Origin of the sequence: Colwellia sp. BRX8-7 (genome assembly GCF_014077275.1) — a bacterium.
Taxonomy (GTDB): Bacteria; Pseudomonadota; Gammaproteobacteria; order Enterobacterales; family Alteromonadaceae; genus Colwellia_A.
In genome coordinates, this window is record NZ_JACGVP010000001.1 from 94,579 (window position 1) to 117,292 (window position 22,714).

At 35.0% G+C, this 22,714-nt stretch carries 18 protein-coding genes; all 18 read right to left on the reverse strand.

The features are described from left to right. Positions 1-104 precede the first annotated feature (104 nt). A complete protein-coding gene (gene wecC / locus H4J57_RS00410; protein ID WP_182241629.1) occupies positions 105-1,394 on the reverse strand; it encodes a UDP-N-acetyl-D-mannosamine dehydrogenase in 1,290 nt (429 codons plus the stop codon). Between the two features lie 126 nt (positions 1,395-1,520). Continuing rightward, positions 1,521-2,657 (reverse strand): non-hydrolyzing UDP-N-acetylglucosamine 2-epimerase, encoded by a 1,137-nt coding sequence (wecB, locus tag H4J57_RS00415; RefSeq protein ID WP_182241630.1) that lies wholly within the window; start codon positions 2,655-2,657, stop codon positions 1,521-1,523. Between the two features lie 212 nt (positions 2,658-2,869). Next, entirely contained in the window at positions 2,870-3,907 is a 1,038-nt protein-coding gene (gene wecA, locus H4J57_RS00420) for a UDP-N-acetylglucosamine--undecaprenyl-phosphate N-acetylglucosaminephosphotransferase (RefSeq protein WP_259366758.1), read from the reverse strand. Between the two features lie 14 nt (positions 3,908-3,921). Beyond that, positions 3,922-4,998 carry a Wzz/FepE/Etk N-terminal domain-containing protein gene (locus H4J57_RS00425; protein ID WP_310733688.1) on the reverse strand — a complete coding sequence of 359 codons (1,077 nt, stop codon included), beginning with the start codon at positions 4,996-4,998 and terminating at the stop codon, positions 3,922-3,924. A 366-nt stretch (positions 4,999-5,364) separates the two neighbouring features. Continuing rightward, entirely contained in the window at positions 5,365-7,482 is a 2,118-nt protein-coding gene (locus H4J57_RS00430) for a YjbH domain-containing protein (RefSeq protein WP_182241631.1), read from the reverse strand. Between the two features lie 237 nt (positions 7,483-7,719). Next, entirely contained in the window at positions 7,720-9,660 is a 1,941-nt protein-coding gene (locus H4J57_RS00435) for a nucleoside-diphosphate sugar epimerase/dehydratase (RefSeq protein ID WP_182241632.1), read from the reverse strand. 445 nt (positions 9,661-10,105) lie between these two features. Next, a complete protein-coding gene (locus H4J57_RS00440) occupies positions 10,106-10,672 on the reverse strand; it encodes a sugar transferase (RefSeq protein ID WP_182241633.1) in 567 nt (188 codons plus the stop codon). 61 nt (positions 10,673-10,733) lie between these two features. Beyond that, positions 10,734-11,681: an SDR family oxidoreductase gene (locus tag H4J57_RS00445; RefSeq protein WP_182241634.1), complete on the reverse strand. Its 948-nt coding sequence runs from the start codon at positions 11,679-11,681 to the stop codon at positions 10,734-10,736. Further along, positions 11,681-12,832, reverse strand: coding sequence for a glycosyltransferase family 4 protein (locus H4J57_RS00450; protein WP_182241635.1), 1,152 nt, complete (start codon positions 12,830-12,832; stop codon positions 11,681-11,683). Before H4J57_RS00450 ends, H4J57_RS00445 begins: the two co-directional genes overlap by 1 nt. Further along, positions 12,819-14,222 (reverse strand): asparagine synthase C-terminal domain-containing protein, encoded by a 1,404-nt coding sequence (locus H4J57_RS00455; RefSeq protein WP_182241636.1) that lies wholly within the window; start codon positions 14,220-14,222, stop codon positions 12,819-12,821. The genes H4J57_RS00450 and H4J57_RS00455 overlap by 14 nt, the downstream gene beginning before the upstream one ends. Before the next feature lie 78 nt (positions 14,223-14,300). Further along, on the reverse strand, positions 14,301-15,386 hold the full coding sequence (locus tag H4J57_RS00460) for a CapA family protein (protein ID WP_182241637.1): 1,086 nt from the start codon (positions 15,384-15,386) through the stop codon (positions 14,301-14,303). 23 nt (positions 15,387-15,409) lie between these two features. After that, positions 15,410-16,606 carry a glycosyltransferase gene (locus tag H4J57_RS00465; protein WP_182241638.1) on the reverse strand — a complete coding sequence of 399 codons (1,197 nt, stop codon included), beginning with the start codon at positions 16,604-16,606 and terminating at the stop codon, positions 15,410-15,412. After that, positions 16,606-17,766, reverse strand: a complete 1,161-nt coding sequence (gene wecB / locus H4J57_RS00470; RefSeq protein ID WP_220470245.1) for a non-hydrolyzing UDP-N-acetylglucosamine 2-epimerase — start codon at positions 17,764-17,766, stop codon at positions 16,606-16,608. Before wecB (H4J57_RS00470) ends, H4J57_RS00465 begins: the two co-directional genes overlap by 1 nt. A 56-nt stretch (positions 17,767-17,822) precedes the next feature. Beyond that, complete coding sequence (gene wbjC / locus H4J57_RS00475) at positions 17,823-18,878, reverse strand: UDP-2-acetamido-2,6-beta-L-arabino-hexul-4-ose reductase (protein WP_182241639.1); 1,056 nt, start codon at positions 18,876-18,878, stop codon at positions 17,823-17,825. Then, the gene (locus H4J57_RS00480) at positions 18,879-19,916 is read right to left on the reverse strand and encodes a polysaccharide biosynthesis protein (protein WP_182241640.1); all 1,038 of its coding nucleotides are present in this window, start codon (positions 19,914-19,916) and stop codon (positions 18,879-18,881) included. A gap of 10 nt (positions 19,917-19,926) precedes the next feature. After that, complete coding sequence (locus H4J57_RS00485; RefSeq protein ID WP_182241641.1) at positions 19,927-20,739, reverse strand: glycosyltransferase; 813 nt, start codon at positions 20,737-20,739, stop codon at positions 19,927-19,929. A gap of 21 nt (positions 20,740-20,760) precedes the next feature. Then, positions 20,761-21,573 (reverse strand): 2OG-Fe(II) oxygenase, encoded by an 813-nt coding sequence (locus tag H4J57_RS00490; RefSeq protein WP_182241642.1) that lies wholly within the window; start codon positions 21,571-21,573, stop codon positions 20,761-20,763. Between the two features lie 22 nt (positions 21,574-21,595). Continuing rightward, positions 21,596-22,690, reverse strand: coding sequence for an EpsG family protein (locus H4J57_RS00495; protein ID WP_182241643.1), 1,095 nt, complete (start codon positions 22,688-22,690; stop codon positions 21,596-21,598). Positions 22,691-22,714: the final 24 nt, after the last annotated feature.

Consider the following 22,714-nt stretch of genomic DNA (forward strand, 5'->3'; position numbering starts at 1 on the left):
TAGGAATTAGACATTCATATAACATTTGTACATTTAACTTATAATATTAATTTCTAGAGCTAGTTAATTCGTAAACTGAATTTTTTAAATTACAAAAAAATTAATTATAATTTTGACCAAAGACCTTTGGTATCTATGATGACTTTGTTATTTAGTAACACTTTATTTAATTGCTTAAATTCTTTATGATCAACCAACATCAGTAAAATATCAGCATCCGAAATAGCAACTTCAGATGGTACAAGTGTTAACCTTTTATTCAAACTATCAGGTAAATTAACTATATTAGGTTCTACCACTAATGTAATACCTGCATTCATGGTTGCAATAGCTTGGGTAATATTAAGCGCGGGACTTTCTCTTAAATCATCAATATCAGGTTTGAAAGCTAAACCAAAACAAGCAATAGTAATATCTTTTGCTGTTTTTTTAGGGTTAGCTATGAGGTATTCTGCTATAGCTACTTTCACTTTATTCATTACCCACAGCGGTTTAGAATCATTTACTTTACGTGCAGTGTGAATTAATCGTGCTTGCTCTGGTGTTTTGGCAACAATAAACCATGGATCTACCGCAATACAATGTCCTCCAACTCCAGGACCAGGCTGTAAAATATTGATACGAGGGTGTCTGTTGGCTAAAGATATTAGCTCCCATACGTCAATATCCAGCTTGTCACAAATAATTGATAGCTCATTAGCAAACGCTATTTGTACATCTCGGCAGCTATTTTCTGTTAACTTTGCCATTTCAGCCGTGCGAGCATTAGTTACAACACAATCGCCTTGAACAAACGTTTTATAAAGATCAGTTGCTTGCTCAGAGCATTTATTGGTTAAACCACCGATGACACGATCATTTTCAACTAACTCTTTAACCACATGACCAGGTAATACACGCTCAGGACAATGGGCAATACGTATGTCGGATTCTTCACCATTTGTTTTAGGAAAAGTTAAATCTGTTCTGTATTCAGCTAACCAATCTGCCATTTTTTCGGTGGCGCCTACTGGAGATGTAGATTCTAGAATAACTAGATCACCTTTTTTAAGTACTGGGGCTATAGCTTTTGCAGCAGATTGAATATATTTCAAATCTGGTTGCGGGATATCACCTTCGTTTACAATGGGTAAAAAAGGTGTGGGTACAGCAATTAAAAATGCATCAGCAGCTTCGGGAGTCAAAACAGCCTTAAGCTTTCCGTCGCTTACTGCTTTGTGGACAATAGCATCTAAGTCTGGTTCAACGATGTGTATTTCACCGCGGTTGATTGTGTCTACTGCGTGTTGGTTTACATCAACACCAATTACATTTTTACCATAAGCGGCAAACATAGCTGCTGTTGGTAGACCTATGTATCCAAGACCAATTACTGAGATTGTTTCAAATGACATTAATTTTTAACTCTTTTTGCTTTGTACCTGTAAGTTTAGTATTTACAGGTTTCTTTATTCATTATTTAGATCCTGAAACAAGTTCAGGATGACTGCTAAATCCTAACATGAGCTTAGGTTGACGACTTATCTTCGATTATGCATTGCAAGAACATCTAAAATTCTCTCGCATGTTTTACCATCGCCATAGGGGTTGTGGGCAAAGCTCATTGCTTTGTAAGCTTGTTCATTATCCATTAACTCATTTATGGCGGAAGTCATGACATCAACATTGGTTCCTACTAATTTGACAGTGCCTGCGTCAACTGCTTCTGGGCGCTCTGTAGTATCACGCATTACTAACACCGGTTTACCCAATGAAGGCGCTTCTTCTTGAATTCCGCCTGAATCAGTCAAAATAATGTGTGCGCGGGTCATCAGGTATATAAAGGGTAAATACTGTTGAGGTTCAATAAGAAAGACATTATCGATACCCTTTAATATACGATTTACAGGTTCACGAACATTGGGGTTTAGATGCATTGGATATAAAATTTGAGCATTGGGATATCTTTTAGCTGTAATAGCTAATGCTTCACAAATACGCTCAAATCCACCACCAAAACTTTCACGTCGATGACCGGTGACTAAAATTAACTTTTTGTTGTCATTTAGCATTGGAAACGAATCAGCAAGTATTGCGTTTAAATCAACATCATGATCAATCTTTTCTTTTACCATCAATAATGCATCGATGACGGTATTACCGGTGACCACAATATTCTCTTGCGCATAATTCTCATCAAGTAAATTCTGCTGAGAAGTTTCTGTTGGGGCAAAGTGGTATTTCGTTAATGCGCCGGTTAGCTTTCTGTTGCCTTCCTCCGGCCATGGAGAATATACGTTACCCGTTCTAAGGCCAGCTTCTACATGCCCTACGGCAATTTGCTCATAATATGCGGCTAAACTGGCAGCAAAGGTCGTTGCAGTATCACCATGAACCATCACAACATCGGGTTTGAATGACTGAAGTACTGGCTTTAACTCTAATAAAATACGGGCAGTCACCTCATTGAGTGTTTGGCCCGCTTTCATTAAATCAAGATCATAATCTGGCGTTATTTCAAACAACTCTAACACTTGGTCGAGCATTTCACGATGTTGCGCGGTAACGCATACCTTTGCATCAAAGCGTTCATCTACTGATAATGCATGAACAAGGGGGGCCATTTTGATTGCTTCAGGACGTGTGCCAAATACGGTTAAAATACGTTTTTTTGTCATTATTTTACATCTATGTTAAATTAATTAGCTCTGAGGAGCGCGTGCTTAGTTGAATACTATCAACCTGTTTTGTCAGAAATAATTATCACCTAGGTCAAGTTCTGTCGTCACCGAGACATTTAGCGATACATTAAATGAGCATCAGCTCAGTAAAAAGCCCTTATAAATAAGGACTTAATCGTTAAAACCTTCTTCTTTGCCAATAGGTTTCTCTATTTCACCTTTTCTGACTTTGTAATTTTACGAATAACGAATACATAACAAGCAAAGATAAAAATAAAACCAGTTAGCATAATAACATCAGGAACATTGAAATATTCCCCCGTCAAACCAATTACTGACATTGCTACTGCAAATGTAGAAATAACAACCAAGGTTTGTCGTGAGCTGTAACCAACACGTTGAAGTATATGATGAAGGTGGTCTCTGTCTGGCTTAAATGGTGATTTACCATTCTTATAACGTCGAACCACTATTGCTAACATATCCATTAATGGTACAGCGCAAATCCACAGCGCGGTTACAGGTCTAAATGAGGCGTTTTCATTTTGAGTCCCCATGGTTAGTAACCAAATAACACTCAAGCCAATGAACATGCTGCCTGCGTCGCCCATGAATATTTTTCTTGCTTTGGACGCTAAACCTAAATTAAAAATTAAATAGGGGATAGTCGCTGTAGCAAGTATTAACGGGTAACTCACGTAATCGTTTTGTCCACTCATGATGAATAGAATAGCTATAGACGCAAAAGTATTAATGCTTAAGCTACCGATCAACCCATCAATACCATCAACCATATTAAAAGCATTGATAACAACAATAATCCCGACATAGGTAAATATAATACCTACAGGGCCTAGTGTGACATCACCTAAACCAAACAGGTTACCTAAGTTTGAAATATAACCACCTACACCATAAATCATTAGACTAGCGACAATAAGCTGCCCAATAATTCTAATACGTACTTTCAAGTCAAATTTGTCGTCTACCGCACCAATGAAAACCATCATTGCTGAGGCAATTAGGTACATACGAAGTTCTAAAGTATTAGGAAGCCATAAAAGACTAGCCATAAGTACCGCTATAAAGATTGAAATTCCGCCAATAAGCGGAATATGTCCGGCATGCAATTTTCGTTCGCTTGGTTTGTCAACTAAGCCAACTTCTATTGCTACTGGTTTAAAAAACTTAATTGCGATAAAGGCAAAGCAAAAAGCGGTAAGTGCAGAGATAAATACTTCCATCATAATTTCACATTAGCTTACGCTAAATTTTCGTCCTTTGGTTTAGTCGATTTATTGTTCTTAGTAAAGTGTCTGATTAATACGATAAGTACCGACAATATACCACCCAGCATTGTACCTAGTACTACAATTAATGCACGCTTAGGGCCAGACTTTTTTTCTGGTACTTGGGCAGGGTCAATCGTTTTTAAAACATATTCTGCTGAAACCTTAGTTAGCATCATATTTTTTGTTTGCTCTTCAATCAATTGATAAAAGACAGTTTCCATCGCACTTACTTCTGTTTTCTCAAGTTGTTTCGTTAAATAATCAATCGAAGATTGAGCTTCTTTTTCATCTTTTTCACGCATAAAGTCATTAACGTCGCTAACTAACCAAATTAGCCATTGTTTTGCTACTTCAGGTGAATAAAATCCAACATCTATTGTTACTAGTGATGTTGCTTTATCTTGTGTAATGGAAAGTAATTTTAAAAGTTCTTGATAGGCCTCCCAAGAAGACGGTTCAGACTTTTTGGGGTATGAAGCTTCTCTTAACCATTTTTTATTTTTACTATCATAAAGTTCTTTATTAATAACGAGAGAATCTGTTGCCCTATCCCAATTTTCACTTGCCATTAATGGTACTAACAATTCATGTTTAGTAATAAAGGTTTCAAGAAAAGCTCGTGATTTTATAATTTCTAGGGCTAAAGCCGTTTTATCAATTCCACCGCCACCTAAGCTAATGCCCGCAAGACTAGCTAAACCACCGAACTGCCCAGCAAGCGCCCCCATACCACCGGCAGAATCTGATGAGGCTGGCGCTAATAAAATTGATGCTTTATAGATATCGGGTTTTGATAAGGCAACAGCTATAGATGAAACAGCAAATATAAATGAAATAACAATAATAAGGAGTTTACCAGACCATATAGCTCGCCATAATTCTGCTAAGTCAATTTCATCGTCAGGGTTATTTTTTTCGGCAAGTTGTTGAGACATTTGCTGAGAAAGCAAAAGCGCTTCTTGAGAAAATGGTGTAGTGGATTGCTGAGTACTATTATGATCCGATTGATTCGATTGATTCTGATTTTGCACTTGCAGATTTTCCATACTTAACTATTTGAATAACAATAGGACACTTCCCTATTAAAGCTTGCGAATTATACGGTATTAAATTTAGTTAAGCCACCGTTTTGCTGATCTTCAATGATGGTTTTCCATTGTTATTGGCTACGTGTAATTCTCATGATTATCTCCGAAATCAAGTTTGAGGATAGGATATAGGAGGTCGAGAATTAGAGACAGGTGTCGTTAGCTATACGCTTACAAGCGAACTTAAAAAAGAGTAATGATAATTCAAATTATCGATTGCCAAAAAAAAACGGCCACATAGCCGTTTTCTATCTGTATTTACAAATTTATCTCACTCCCAGCAACTCAAATTGTCACTGGGTTTTATTAATAATGGTAAACATATTAACGCGCTTGATAATATGCCTCTTTTAAGCGATTCGAATTTTCATAAATATATTCACTACCTAAGCGGTCATGATTATAAAAGGCACTATCAAGGTTATAAAACTGCTTAGTGTTATCGCCAGTACCTGGTGTTAGTCTATTATGGTTTTCCCCAACGAGCGTACTCACTGAATAATTCCACTTAGGCTTGCCTCTTACTTGAAAGTATTTATTATTGTAATCTTTACGTGGTGTTAACGGTATTGAAAAGCCAAGACCAATAAATTGATTAGCTTCTTCACCATCAATTTTTGTATTTTTATAGGTTAAATTTAACGACACATCACCAAACATCCTCTCTACTTTAAAGATTAAACCTTTATCGCGTTGCCAGTACTTCCCTACCTGTAGTTCAGCAGTCGCATTAAGATGAGCGTTATAATATTTATACGTACCAATAAGAACCTCTCTTGGTTCAGGTTCTTTTGGCGATCTACAACTCAAAGCTAAAATATTACACCCCGCGTAAGCCCTTCCTGTTGGTACTAATTGGTTTTCATATCTTGCAGTTAACAGGTTTAATTTATGAGCACCACCAACACTTTGCCAACGAGCTTCGTTCGCTACATAGTTATAAGTATCACGATAGCGACCAAAAAAAGTCATGTTTTTTACCGAATACGGTAATGAAAAGGTCTGATGAAAGCTATATTCTTTTAATCCTGTAGTTTGCTTATCATCAGCGAAATATTGACCATCTTCAAAGTTCTTGGTTTCAGCAAACTGTGCAACATGTGCAGCAGTTAAAGCAGCACCAGGCCATAAGGGTAATTCAACGTGGCTAATTAAGGCTACAGACGCATCAAAGACGCCAAGCTCTGTACCCACTCTAGAGGCTATTCCAGGCCAAAAGGTAAAGCGTGGTTTTAGCCAAAAATTATTACTATTATCAGCATCATCCGAGGTCAACCGCTCAGTGGCAAAAATATCTGTTGATATATCAATTTTTAAAGGCTTATCATCTCTTAAGAAGGCATCATACTCAGCGATACTACCTTTCACGACTAAAGTTGATATTTCTCGCTCTTTCAGCACTAAAGTAAAGTGCGAGTAATTATGATGTATATTTTTGCTGACAACCCCTAGAATAACGCCAAGCCCATCTATTTTGTTACGGTTATAAATGTGATCTTCAAGTTCTACATAGACCGTATTTACATCAGCTTCAGCGACCCTGATTGATTCAAAACCTTCTTTAACGAGTAATTTTCTTAACCGTAATCGTTCAAGTGCACCAGAACGATAAGCATCATCTAACTCGACATCATTTATAGCTAATGCTACGTATTCATTCTTTCGTTCTAATTCACCATCACCTTTACCATGGTTTATCGGGTAACTCTTTGGGTGCGATGAATGAGTACCTGCGTCATAATCAAGAGGTATAGTTACCCCTATACTATAATAAACATCGTCTTTTAATGCTTCATTACTACTAGAGATAAGCAGTTCAGTAGTTAATTGAATACCGCTGCTCAGCCACTCTTTAGGTGAAGATAAATGCATACCTAATTGAGTATCAGCTGCATCATATTCTGCTGAGAGCTTTACCCATTGATAAGGCTGCCATTCAACACCAGCAAAAACACCATCAAGGCGCCCTTGGTTTGAGTCGCTTTGTCCGATACCCAGAGAAATATTAACGTCTTCTAGAATATTTTTTGTCGCCACAGCATACTTAGCATCAAACAAATTAGCCGCGCCACCTAGATCTTGAATACCTACCGCTAAACTAAACCAGTCTTTTGGGATAAAAGGGATACCTATTTTAATGTTGGCTGATAGATCTGTATGACTACTGCCGCCATTGGGGGCTTGATAATCAGCTAACCGGGCTGAAACTTCAACATACTTCCATAAACCTACACCAAAGTTATAATTATCACCGTTTCGATAACCATCCTTTGTTTCAACTTGGTTACTGTATTTCAGGTAAAGCGTACCTTCATCAAACAATGTTGCTGTGGGGGTATTTATTAGTCCGCTATACCCTTGAAAAGACATACTTGCCTCAGGTTCAGCGGCAATAAGAAAACAAGGCAGAAAAGCCAATACAAAGAAAATACGGTGCTTCATTTTAATAGATCCTAACAAGGTTAATTCTAACTATTGATAATAAGAGTACGTAGATCAAAATAGCGCCAGGTGCTGTGTCACTTGGCTCGACAAAATCATAGGGTTTGTGGTGCTATAACTAGAAAAAACCATTCTAAGCATTCAATCTCGAATGGCTTTTAAATCATAATAACGAAGAACATCCACATTTTAATGACCAGTTAAACAGCGAGCCATTAGTGTTAGAGTATTGGCGTATTAAGTGACTTTTTTCAACTCGATAACTTCAGCTGTTTTCAACGACCCTTTTTCTTTTTGTAGCCACACTAAATCACATATTCCATCAGTGGGGTTAAATCCTGTTGGGGCCTTAAGCAATATCTCACGAATTAACTCATGGTCAAACGCATGACAGGCATTATCGAGCTTTTTTAGCAAGGGTTCTAGCTCATGCCAATCAAGCATGGCCTCTTGTGCACTCATAATACGCTCATGAATAGTCCCTGAAACGTTATTCCCTATAAGCAGTTCTTCGTAAAGCTTCTCACCTGGCCTTAACCCAGTACATTTAATAACAATGTCACCGTTTGGCTTGTTATCAGATTTAACCGAAAAACCACTCAAGTGAATAATTTTACAGGCTAGGTCATAAATTTTTACTGGCTCGCCCATATCAAGTACAAATACATCTCCACCTGTACCCATAGCACCGGCTTGAATAACAAGTTGAGAGGCTTCAGGTATCGTCATAAAATAACGAGTAATGTCTGGGTGCGTTAACGTTACGGGGCCACCCCCCTTAATTTGTTTTCTAAACAAAGGAACCACTGATCCAGACGAACCTAAAACATTACCAAAGCGAACCATACAAAAACGCGTAGTATCTTGTGTTTTAGACAACGCCTGCAGTACCAACTCAGCCACACGTTTAGTCGTACCCATTATATTAGTGGGTCTAACGGCTTTATCGGTAGAGATTAATACAAAAGTCTCAACATTGGCATTTATGGCAGCACGCGCTGCATGATAAGTACCAAAAACATTATTTCTGACACCTTCAACAACATTATGCTCAACCAATGGCACATGCTTGTATGCGGCTGCATGGTAAACAGTTTGTACGGCAAAACTTTTCATAACAGTTTCAATGCGATTAACTCTTTGCACTGAGCCCATAATAGGCAACACTTCTACGATTAAACCATGTGTTAATTTATATTCATTAAGCTCTTTATCAATGGTATACAAACCAAACTCTGACGACTCAAATAAAACCAGTTTAGCTGGCTCTAGCCGAATAATTTGACGACATAATTCAGAGCCAATAGAGCCACCGGCGCCAGTAACCATGACAATTTTACCTGCGACATTAGCATTCATTAACTCAGGTTTAGGGTCTACTGGGTCACGGCCTAATAAATCTTCAACACCAACATCTTTAAACTCTTCAAGGTTAGCCTTACCGTCAACAACATCAGCCATGCCAGGAATAGTTAACACCTGAACACCTAAACAATCAATATTGCTTAGTACTTCTTTACGTCTTTCCATTAAAGTACTTGGCATAGCTAATAATATTTTTTTTATCTTTTTACTGACTACAATGCTGGCTATATCTTTAGGGGAATAAACACGAATACCGTGAATTACTTGGCCTTGTAATGCTTTATTATCATCAACAAAAGCTGCTGCATGATATTCAGGCCCCTGAGACAAAGCAGTTGATAGCTGTCGCCCTGCAGAGCCAGCACCATAAATTAACACCGACGTTTTTTTATGCCAACGCGGATGACTAATAACAGCTCTAATGCCAATCCTTGAGCCACCAATAAATATCAAACATAAACTCATAAAAATAAAAGGAACAGCACGGGGAATCCCAGCCTGAAAAACAAACGAAAAACCCATAACAACAATTGAAGCAAAAACACTACCAAGCGCAACAGCCCAAATTGCTTGCATATTCATATAGCGTAATACAGCCCGATAAAGTCCAAGTTTTATAAAAACGAATAAACTAAGCGGTAAAGAACTGACAAAAACCAGCCAGTAACCTTGAACAAATATTGGGGTAAAGCTCTCAATTCGCATAAGTAATGCAAGCCAAAAAGCACAAAATAAAAACACAGAGTCTACCAACAACGAAATGGCACGTTTATACGGGCGAGGCAAACTCAAAATAGACTGGATAAAAGACACTAACTAATTCCTTTTATAAATTAAAATACATTTTCCTTTCACAGAATGATCTAGTATAAACTAAAAAAACCGAAATTTAACTGAAATTTCACTTACTGTTACCTATAGTATGGTTAGATAACGACTTGTATCTGCAAACTTATAAACTGTCATCTTCGAAGTTCTACTTCCTTTGCTTTAGTTAATCCTGCTACCACTTAAGTCAGAATCCAGTTTATTGTCATTCAAACTGTATCTTAGGCCTGAACCCATAGGGTCAGAATTAAAAAAAATGGTCACTGACTATTAACTATTCCCTGTAAATAAACTTTAAAATTATCGCCTAATTCTGCATAAAACAAACCCTACTCAACAGTATGAAGTGGTCTAATTGATACGACCACGTCACTTCCTTTGTTATTTATATGTTGTGATTATATTTGTAAAAGTCTTTAGTCTTTAGTCTTTAGTCTTTAGTAACTCTGTCACCACTGCCTGACCCGGTAACAGTTTGGAGTATATATTTGAAATAACAACTAATTGTCAAAGTTAAAATCATCTTTTCATCAGTCTTGGCTAGTAATGCAGGCGTAGACATATCAATATCATTGACTTGAGCAAGGCCTGTAATACCTGGTCGAACATTATAAACGCCGCGTGATTCACGTTCAACAACCAATTCTTTTTGGTTAAACAAGTTAGGTCTAGGTCCCACTAAGCTCATTTCACCTTTAAGAACATTCCAAAGTTGTGGTAACTCATCAAGCTTTGTTTTACGTATAAAACTACCAAATTTAGTAATAGATGCAGCACTTGCTAAATGACTCGCAACAGATGCCGTACCAACTGTCATAGTACGAAACTTAATTAGCTTAAAAGGTTTTTTAAATCGCCCTACTCGCTCTTGGATAAAGATTGGGGAGCCAGTATCAAAGTAACCTATTAACGTCAAAATAAGTAAAAATGGAAACGCGAATAAAAGCCCAAATAAGGCAAATAAAAAATCTAGCAATCGAATAAATAAAAAGGTCATGGGGTATCTCTAATTAGGCCATAGCCTAAAGTTAAATGTCAGGTTAATTATAGTATTAGAATTAACTTGAATGTTGTTCTTTAAAATACTTAGCTGTAGCGGCAAACCCTTGTTCTACAGAATAGGGTGGTTGCCAATTTAGTGTATCTTTGGTGTGGTTAATATCTACTTGCAAAGAGCCGCACAACCTATCAATAACAGCTGACTTACCCAATACTTTCCCCGCAATAGAAAAAAGCATACTGGGTATAGGTAACATTAGGCCTGACTTACCTAATCCAATACTCAAACCTTTAACAAATGTTTTAGTAGATAAATCATTGTCATCTGACACCAAAATGGTCTGATTCGCAGCCTTTGGATTATTAATACACCCAATAACTAAACTAATTAGATTTTCTACATATACCATTGAGCGTTTGTTTTGATTTATACAACCAAATGGTAATGGAATACCTGTTGAGACAAGTTTTAACATTGATGCGAAATTTGCTTTAACACCGGGGCCATAAACAAGAGGAGGTCTAATTATTACAACTTCCATACCAGTTTCATCAGCGATTAATTTTAAACCTACTTCTGCTTCAGCTTTGGATATACCATAAGGGTCTTCAGGTGAAGGTTCATCAGAACTTTTATAGCGTGGTCTGTTAGTAGTACTTTCACCGTTAACTTTAATGGAGCTAACAAAGATAAAACGTTTAACCCCAGATGAAGCAGCGTGCCTAGCTAAATTAAGCGTACCTTCTGTATTGATCTGCCTAAATTCAGTTAAAGGATCTTGAGAGTCATCATTCATTATGTGAACTCTCGCGGCAATATGAATAAGCGTACTCACCGAAGATAGAGCCAACGCTAATTCAGCACTGTTTTCAAAACCTAAACTAAAATGACAATGCTGACTTTGATTTTTTATGCGTTTACGTCCTAAAAGCAAACAGTTGTTTTCATCTAAAACAGAAAGTAGATGCTGGCCAACAAAACCACTGTACCCTGTAATTGCAATCATTAGCATCGGCCCAATAAATTTTTATAAATATCTAAATGTTTAGCCACTACTGCCTTCACATCAAATTCTTTTTCAGCAAAAACTCTAGCTTTTTTGCCCATATTATTTCGTAACTTAGTATCTTTAATTAAAGTGATAATTGCCTGAGATAGTGCCTGAGCATCTCTAATAGGAACTAATATACCCGTTTCGCCATCAATAATTGCATCTTTACAACCTGGATTATCAGTAGTAACGATAGCACGGCCACAAGCTGCTGCCTCAATGAGAACTTTAGGTACACCTTCCCCATAAAATGAGGGTAAACAAACAATATTAGAGCCTGAAAATACTTTGGGTATATCGTTTCTATGCCCTAGGTATTTAATAAGGCTATTTTTTACCCAGCCATCAATTTCAACTTGCTTAACAGTATTTGGGTTTTCAACATCAGGCGTACCAACTAATAAGAATTCAGTTCTAGGGTACTGTTCTTTTACAAGCTTTGCGGATGCAACATACTCATAGACGCCCTTTTCTTTCAAAAGGCGGCATGCCATTACGACTTTAATGCTATCAGTACTATTTTCTGGCAAATAATTATATACCGATAAATCCGCACCTGAGCCTTTAATTAAAACTTTACTGTTTGCTTTTAATTTTGCAACGTCGGTTAAAATACTTTCATCTGACGTATTTTGAAATATCACCGTTTTATACTTTTGCGATAATGCCACTTTATAAAAACCAGAGACAATTAAGCGGGTGAGTTTTGCTCTTAGGGTACTTGCAGTAAATACATAACCTAAACCAGAAATCGCTGCTACAAATGGAATATTGCGATTAATACTCTTCAAAACCAAACCGGTGTATAAAACAGGTTTTATTGTTACTGCGTGTATAAGCGAAGGATTAACCTCCTTTATCACTTTCCTAATATTTTTAAGGGTATTTAGCTCATTAATAATCCCACTACCACTGCGACTAAAAGGGATATCAACGACACTAAACCCCATATTAATGAGCTCTTGCTTATGTTTGGTGAAATGACACGCTATTGTAACTACATAACCTTTATATTGGGCCTCTAGAGCTATGAGTAGGCGATGCGATATAAAAAACCAATCAACATTTATGAGAAATAGAATTTTTTTATCTTTAGGATCTTTCATCTATTATTTCTTGTAATTTATTTAAACTATAAATGCGAATATCTTGGTTATTCACTTCATAAGGAATACTAAAAGGAGAAGTTTTAGAGTTATCAAAATAACTTGGCCAATACTTCTTAGCTAATTTATACATAGGATATTTATAATTATTACTTCTAATTAATAGAGAATCATCTATATAAAAACATTGCTCAACAAATGATGGTGACAAAAAAGGAAGTGCTATGCTAAAACCCTTTCTTCTTGCGATATCATATTTTTGCATTTCTCTACAGGGCAAAATTTTAAACATGAATATATACTTAATCACCAAATGAAATGAATCAAAGCGATTATTTAATTGCTCTAGATCACTACGCATGGCAACAAGCACGTTATTTTCGTTACAAATGCTAGTCGTACTATCTTCTACTAAGGTATCAATCAACATTTCTACCGGAGTTTCAAACCTTAACGCTCTTAAAGCCTTACATATTCGGTATAATGTGTGGCGAAAATTGTTATTACTGCGAGGTAAAGAAGGGATATACGAAAGTAAATTTCTAAATGGTAGATGCTCTGCTTTTTTGTAAAAATCATATACTTTATCATGAGGCAAACCACAAAAAAGTGAATCCGCACCCTGCCCATCAATAATAGTAAATGACTTTTTGGCTTTATTAGGAGAAATGCTATCCAGTATAGCCCCAAACACGGGTGATATTTTATCCGAGATTGGTTCTAAAGTTTGTTCTAAAAATTCAATTGCATATTGTGACAGGTCATTCTTGATATGAATTACTTCATGAGGAATCTGTATTTCAGAGCACATTGATTTTGATTTAGTGGTTTCTGAAGAAAAACTAGGCATATGGCAAGTTAAAGCTTCAACGTTATCTTCTTGTTCATTTACAATGCCTAAGATTACTGATGAGTCAATTCCACCACTGAATAATATAAGTTTATTCGCAGCACTTTTTGCTATCTCTATTTGTATATGCTTTTTAATCAAATCACTCACTTCAACATCTTTTAAGGAGAAAGATTGATCAACGGTTGGATAATTTAATACGCGTTCAACAGAAGGAAGGTTAACCGAAACTCTCATATAAGGAGTTAAAACGAATATGTCTTCATATACAGTATAAGGAGGGTATATAAAACCAAATCTATTATAAAAATCTGTAGAGTCTTTAGATATAGTTGTTTTTTTAACCTCAACTAAATCTTGTAAAGATTCACCTAATACAATACCGTCGTTGTTATAAGTATAAAATAATTTGAGTTCTATTTTATTATGAAAAACAATCTGATTTTCAAAAAACACACCATATTTCTCACGTAACAACTCTTTATTTACTTGAGACTTTTTTCCATCACAGACAAACCATACTTTACTATTTATACTCACAACATCCCTCAAAACCAGTTTTCATCACTATTTTACTTGCCTACAATAAATCATCTAAGTTTATATATTTAAGTAAAATTATTTATTTTTTAAAAAAGCAGATACAAATTTACTTTGACGTTTTTTATTAAGATTTAACTCAAAAAGTCGAACTAATGTTGAGTAACTCAACCTATCTAATACCCATTTCAAGTCCCGACGAGAATTCCTAACCTTAAGGACACCAGCAACCTTACTGTTTCTCATTTCTTCATATTCATCTACATTCATACTAAGTGCAGCAGAGTACTCTTCTACTTTCCTGCTTATTTCAGTACTTAAAAGTACGCATTTATCTTGGTGGTTAAAAAAGTCTATGACATCATACTTACAAACTTTTCCATCAATAATATCTAAAGATAATATAAAAGAAGCTTTATTATTATCTGATTGTTTAACTATCAAGTTCCCTTTTGGGTCATACACGTCATCAAAACATAAATTACCTAAACTGTAGGCGAGGACACTATTATTTATCGTTTCTATCCCTTGTGAGACATGAGGGTGATGACCGTAATAAGTATAAGGGGCAATTGTAGAAAAATACCGAGCAAGATTTATATCTTCTATTGACGGATAATTAACATGCTCAATACCCGAATGAATACTTAATATATTATAAAAACCATCTTCAGTAGACTCTTTTAAGTTTTTCTCAACCATTTCGCCAATTAACGGGTTAACACCCGAGTTTTTCTTAGCTCCCAATGGATTTGTATTAAAAGCACAATAACCATGAAAAGCTATTTTTTCTGATAGTTCAAGTTTTAGGGATTTAGAATTAACGCCAAACCAATTAATTTCATTCTGCTCCAAAAGCTGAACAGTCCTATTAAATCCCTCAACGCCATAATCTAATATATGATTATTAGCTAAATTAACAACATTTATGCCAAGAAACTTCAGCAAATTAATATTTATGGGATCTGAACTAACATAAGCAGACTTGTGTCCACTTGCGATACTATTTTGTTGCTCAACAAAAGGTGCCTCAAGGTTAGCCACAATTAAATCATACTGAGAAAGGTATTCCTTTAATTCACTAAAATAATCATAAACTTTGGGGTTACTTTTTAAACAATATTTACCAAAAAAAGCTACGTCACCTAATAACGCTATTTTCACTGTATGTTCCTTATATGTGGATATTAAATTGACTTCATAAATTGTTTGGTGCTGTCCGTAAAAGACTTTATGTCAAACGGGTTACAGTTAATACAAGAGCGCTTTAACATATTATGCTTAGCATCATGTTCATCAAAAATTTTAGATAGCTCTAATGCACTTTTTTCATCATTATCTTTAGACAATATATGACCATTAACATCGTTAGTTATGTACATTGCTATGTCGGAAGTTGCAGTAGTTATAACAGGGGTACCTAAGCTAATAGCTTCAACAATTTTAGAAGGAAAACCAGCATTAGTCATTCTGTTACTATCTCTAAACAAAAAGAAATAATCTGCTTCTGAAACCTTATTCACTACAACCTCATTACTCACCACCCCATGAAAATTGACAGTTCCATTCAATTCTAATAAGAGTGTTTCATGCTCAGGTACGCTTTTAATATAATCATTTAAAGTCACTCCATAAATATCAAAAACGAAAGTACCTTTCTTTTGAAGTGCTAATAATTCAATTGTTTTATCTAATCTATCCTTAAAAAAAGACTTATCCTTAACTTTTCTATCCGTAGGGAAAGGAAAGCCTGCATAAATGATTCTGATCTTTTTATTTTTAGACGTTTCGCTTAATTTGATTTTATGCGTATTTTCTTTTGATAAAGGAGGTAAAATCAAGGTCGAACAAGATTTTCGGGCATAATAATCAGCCAAAAAACTACTAACTGTTATCACTCCATCACCAATAGTATTTACATATCGCTTTTGTAATTCAGTATCGAGCCTTTTACCTATTCTAAAAATTCGCCCGCCTGAGGCTCCACCTAACCAGTCGACACAATCTGTAATAAACTTTATCTTTTGGGCTTTACACCACCAACCTAAAAACAAGCAAAAAAAGGCGTTAGACATACTACCGTAAGCTATAACAGATTTCGGTTCTAACTCTTTTAGAATAGCAACGACTGCTTTTAATTGTTTAGAAAAAAACAACCAGTCTTTAAGCCCCTTTGGATAAGGAAATTCAAAGTATCTAAATCCATCATATTCCTTATCAGACTGAGCGGAATTATCAATACATGAAACCGTTTTACTAAGCCCAATATATACAACGTTATAACCCAACTCACGGAATAAATAACCGTTGTTTAGAACTCGTATTCCAGCCGAGTTCTTTTTGGGGAAAGAAAAATTCCCTACATAAACTATTGTCTCCTTCATTACCATTCATACCTAGAAAAACTTTCTAAATTACGCCATCTATTAGTTAACTTTGCAGTTCCTAATATAAGTTTAAGAACTCTTAAAGAAGTGTTTTCAACAGTATATTCTACCGGAACTTCACGGTTAGGAAATAAATCAGTTTCTTTTGTTACTAGATCAACGGCTGAAATTAATATATCTGGATTCAAACCTGTTAATACGATCGAGCCTGCATCTAACGCTTCAGGACGCTCGATTGATTGTCGAATAGTTACCGCTGGGAAGCCTAACATTGCTGATTCCTCGGCAATGGTACCACTGTCTGAAATAGCACAAAAAGCTTCTTTTTGAAGTTTATTATAGTCAAAAAAACCAAATGGTTTTAAGAAACGAATATCACGAGAGTTAGTATAAAGGTTCAGTTTTTCTAATCTATTTTTAGTTCTAGGGTGCGTTGAAACAACGATTGGATAACCATAGTTGTCATATAATTCATTTAAACAATTTACTACTTTTTTAAGAGACTCGGGGTTATCTACATTCTCTTCTCTATGAACACTTACAATAAAGTATTTTTGTTTCTCCAACTCTAATTGACTTAATATATTACTAGCTTCTATTTCTTCTTTTTTAGAGTTCAACACTTCCAGCATTGGTGAGCCAGTAACGTAGATAAAACGATGACTCAAACCTTCACTTATTAAGTGACGTCTAGCGTGCTCTGTATAAACCAAGTTAAAGTCAGCCAAGTGGTCCACCACCTTGCGATTGATTTCTTCTGGTACGTTTGAATCAAAACTACGATTACCAGCTTCCATATGATATGTTGGGATTTTCATACGTTTAGCCATCATAATAGCAATCGCACTATTGGTATCACCTAATACAAGTACAGCATCAGGTTTTTCTTTTAATATTACTTCTTCCGTTTTTATTAAAATTTCACCTAATACTTTACCTAGAGATGACGTATCAACATTTAAGAAGTAATCAGGTTCACGAACACCTAATTCATCAAAAAAAACTTGGTTTAATTCATAATCGTAATTTTGTCCTGTATGAACTAACTTATGATCAGTAAACTTTTCTAATGTCGCCATTACCGAAGCAAGACGGATGATTTCAGGACGAGTTCCAAGTATCGTCATGACTTTTAATTTTTTACTATTTACTTCCATGCTTAAACCTTAAAATTAACTGTATCTGGTTTCTCTCGATCAAATATTTCATTTGCCTAGAGCATTACTACTAATTCATTTTCTCCAATATTTGTTAAATCATGGGACCATCCAGGAGCAGTTTCTATAATATGAGATTCTTCACCATCAACAATAAGGTCGTAAGACTCACCCGTTGTGAACTGCTTGAATTTAAATGAGGTTTTTCCATTAATAACAAAAAATTTTTCTGTCTTTGTATGGTGATAGTGACCACCACGAGTAACGCCGGGATGAGCAGTAAAAAAGGATAACTGCCCTGCATCTTTTGTTTTAAGCATCTCAACAAATGTACCACGCTCATCACTGTGACGAGTAACATCATATGCAAACTGTTCAGGGGCAAGGTAACTAATATAAGTTGAATAAAGAGCACGAATAAAACCTTCGCCTACTTTAGCAGAAATCATACTTTCACGACTTTTTTTAAACTCAGTTAGTAAAGCTGCAACTTCACCAACCGTTGTTTGGTAAACCGGCTCAACATAACTATATTTTTCTGTAGATTGTGTCGTTGCGGTCAACATGCCTAAAAACGACTGACAAACATCATCAATATAGACAAGGCTAAGCGAGGCTTCTGGATCGTTAATTGTGATTGGCAAATCATTTAGGATGTTAGAAAAAAAGGTAGCAATTGCAGAGTTATAATTAGGACGACACCATTTTCCGAATACATTTGGTAAGCGGTATATAAAAGTTGATGCACCCGTTTTTTGTTGATAGGCAGCAACAGCTTTCTCTGCACCCGCTTTGCTAGCACCGTATGGGTTATCTAGTTCGGCCTGAATTGATGAGGTAAATAAAATAGGCGTTTTTCGCCCACTATTAACAAGGATATTAATAATTTCCTGAGTTAAATCAGTATTACCTTTTTTAAATTCATCATCGTTTTTAGGGCAATTAATACCCGCAAGGTGATAGATAAAATCGGCGGACTCTACCTTCTTAATAACAGTTGATGCGTTATCATCAAGGGTGATTTTTCCAATATTATCAAAACCAGATTCCTGTAAAAAAACACATAAATTTTGGCCGATGAAACCGGCTGCGCCTGTAACTAAAATGTTCACTTATACACCTTCAGGAACAAATAGATTACCAGCTTCGATTTCACGCATAAAATCAAGTTTTCGTAATAGCTCTTTCATACCTTCAACATCTAGACGCTCAGTATTATGTGAGTTGTAGTCTTCAATACCAGAGAGGTCTTTGTCACCTTCTTCAGTATACTGCGCATAATTCAGATCTCTGTTATCAGCAGGAATACGGTAATATTCACCTTGGTCTTGGGCTACAAACATCTCCTCACGACTACACAGCGCTTCGAATAGTTTCTCACCATGACGGGTACCGATCACATTCACTTTATGCTCAGGTTTACCGATCATTTCGAGAATAGCTTGTGTCATCACCTCAATCGTTGCGGCTGGTGCTTTTTGGACAAATATATCACCATTTTTACCATGCTCAAAAGCATGCAATACCAAATCTACTGCATCGCCCAATGTCATCATAAAACGCGTCATAGATGGGTCAGTTAAAGTAAGTGGGGTGTTTTCGATTATTTGACGAATAAACAGAGGAATAACAGAGCCTCGAGAAGCCATAACATTACCGTAACGTGTACCAGAAATAATAGTATTTTTACCTTCAAGATTTCGACTCTTAGCAACAATAATTTTCTCCATCATTGCTTTAGATATACCCATCGCATTAATAGGATAAACGGCTTTATCCGTACTTAAACAAACCACCCTACTCACGTTATTAACAATAGCTGACTCTAAAACATTTTCAGTACCTAATACATTTGTTTTAACAGCTTCTAATGGATAAAACTCACATGAAGGTACCTGTTTTAATGCTGCAGCATGGAATACGTAATCAACTCCCATCATAGCAGTAGAGATACTTTGAGGATCACGCACGTCACCAATGTAAAACTTCAGCTTATTCGAATTAAAATGCTTTCGCATATCATCTTGTTTTTTTTCGTCTCTAGAAAAAATACGTATCTCTGCTATATTTGTTTCTAAAAAACGATTCAACACTGCATTACCAAAGGAACCTGTCCCACCAGTGATTAACAAAACTTTATTTTTAAACATTACATCCCCCTTAAAGATATTTTTTATATATCTGAAATGATTTCCTAACCATTTCATATCTATTCTTACTTGCTATTTTTTTAACTGTTCCACTTTCAAAGTGATGAACTTTAAGGCTCGGACAAAATAATATTTTTTTACCTACTGATTCAACTTGATTAGACAACAATACTTCTTCACCCCACATAAAAACACGGTCATCTAGCTTATCGTAGAAATCAAAGAAAGTTTTCTGGAGAATATAGCAAGCACCAATCCCTCTCTGAATGACCATTTGTTCAGATTGTACAGGCTTTATTTTTTTCTGTTTCGGGTATAATCCTCGAATAAATATCATCGCACGAGAAATATAGTAATTACTATAATATATCTCTTCAATAATTAATCTTGATTTAGATAACTTAGATAATGATAAAGGGTTCTGATGAACCCCGTCGGTAGTTACAACATCAGGAGAAATAACTATTGTATCTTTTGGCACATCTACTAAAGAATTGTAAGATGTAATAAAGTTTGTACTATATTCAAGATCATTATTTCCAATTATTATTAGTCCATCATTGTCACTATTGGCTTTTTTAATCCCTACATTCATAGCTGGAAAATAACCAATATTATTAGGTAATTCCATTAAAACTAATTCTACTTTATTACTAGACAGTTTCCTTAGAGCCTTAATATCTTTTAACTTTGAAGAATTATCAACTATATAAAAACGGACATAATGACCCGAATCGACATTTATTAACTCTAAACTTTTCAGTAGGTCATGACAAAAATGGCTACCATTGTAATTAACACAAATGAAATTATAAATATTCAATTTAACACCTTAATAAAAAACCTACTTTTTAATAAACGACTTCAACAGCTTTATTATAATTGGAGGTGTAATTAAACTTAGCCCTCCTGATAACCTTTGTGTTAAAAACTTTCCACCAGTATCAGTTCTGAAATCTGTCCCATTATTTACTATAGGTATATCTGAAGATATTACGCTATCAGAATAATAGTATAAAGCTATTGATTTCCTTGAAATACCTTCAGATAAAGTTAGTGGTTCTGGATGGCCATGGAACGTTTGATTATTTGTAGAAAAAACTACAACTTTGTTGAAGTTAGGCGTTACCGATTTAATTGGCTTTTTCAAATTATCTTTTTTATATAACCCTAGTTTTCCGCCCCAAGTAGATTCCCAATCTTTATTTAAGTAAATTAATACATTCAGCCGCCTTTCTAAATTGAAATTTGGATGTTTATTAAAATCTGTATGGACTTTTAGATAACCACCATTTTTTATTTCATGATACCCACCCCCCTCTAAATAAGGGTCACCGATTAACTGTTCACTTATAGAAGCCAGTGATTTCAAATATGACAAATAAACGTCGGAATTTAAAAATGAAATTAAATTAAAAGCGGATCGTGAAAGCACTCCAGATCCTATACTAGCAAATTTTGAAGATTCTTGACTGGAGTAATGAAATGCGCTTTCAAGACTTTCCAAATCTGGAAATTCCATCAAAACTTCATCTAGTATTTCCTTTTTAAAAAAGTCATCCATTACAATATGTGGGAATGGATCCCCTAAAGCATAAGCCTCAGACAAAGCAGTTGGTTGCAACCACTTTTCATTTATATAATCACTTAATTTCATTAAAAACTCCAATCGTATAGTATTAGTAAATATTACTTAGTAACTCAAAAAACAAATTATTATCCATAATAGGGTAAATTATCCTATCTCTATCTTTAATGATCTGTAAGTATGAGTTTATTAAAATATATATGCTGAACATTATAATCACCCAAAACCTATTTAAAGGTCTTAACTCTTTGATATAAACCGCCAAAAATGCATAATTAAGGATACAAGTAATTCTAAATACTCTTTCAAAATTCCCATTAATCATATACATTGGATATAATATAATTAGATATATATGGATAATTAACATCATTTCAACAAAGTGGCTGCCTTTACCCATTCTATTCAGGTTCTCCCTAATCCAATATACAAAAATTAAAATTAGACATTGATAAGATATCAGGAAAAAATATCCATTATTAACTCGATTATCAAAATAACTCTTAACTCTTAATTCTGAAAAAAGAGAAGATGCTATATATTCTACAAATGATGAATTAATCGCAACTATTAAGAAAAATGAGAACAACAGTACATAAAAAAACATTTGCTTAATATTCTTAGAAATCAAATATCCCAAGGGTAAAAAAATTAGGGCTACGTAATGTATAGATGAAGCAATCGAAACAACTAAAGCGTATTTTAACAACGAATTATCAAACTTACCTTGTGAGATATAGCGTGTTGAAAATACTACTAATGCCATAGCTAAAAAATGCTTAACTTGTACCACATCTAGAAAAAATGGATATATTATATATAATGGAATAACAAAACATAAATTAGTTGTATATTTATATATTGTTGAACTGATAAGAAGAAAAGCGATGATAAATAGTATAAACAATATTTGATTGTATTCTAAATTAAAAAAAACCCCGACGTTAATGAGTGTTACAAATCCTATTTGACTCGTTAAATAACCTTCTCCCGTTGACATTAATTGTTTATATAAATTATAGTAATTTTCATAATCATCATTGATATAAGAGCCAGAAAAAATAATCAACAGTAATAAACTTAAAAATACAACAATTGATTGAGATAAATAACTTTTTCCTCGAACATCAAGTACTGATAGTAGCATTGCGCCGTACATCAAAATAATTAAAGATATGTAAATCATGCCAAACTCTTTCCTTCCAACTAT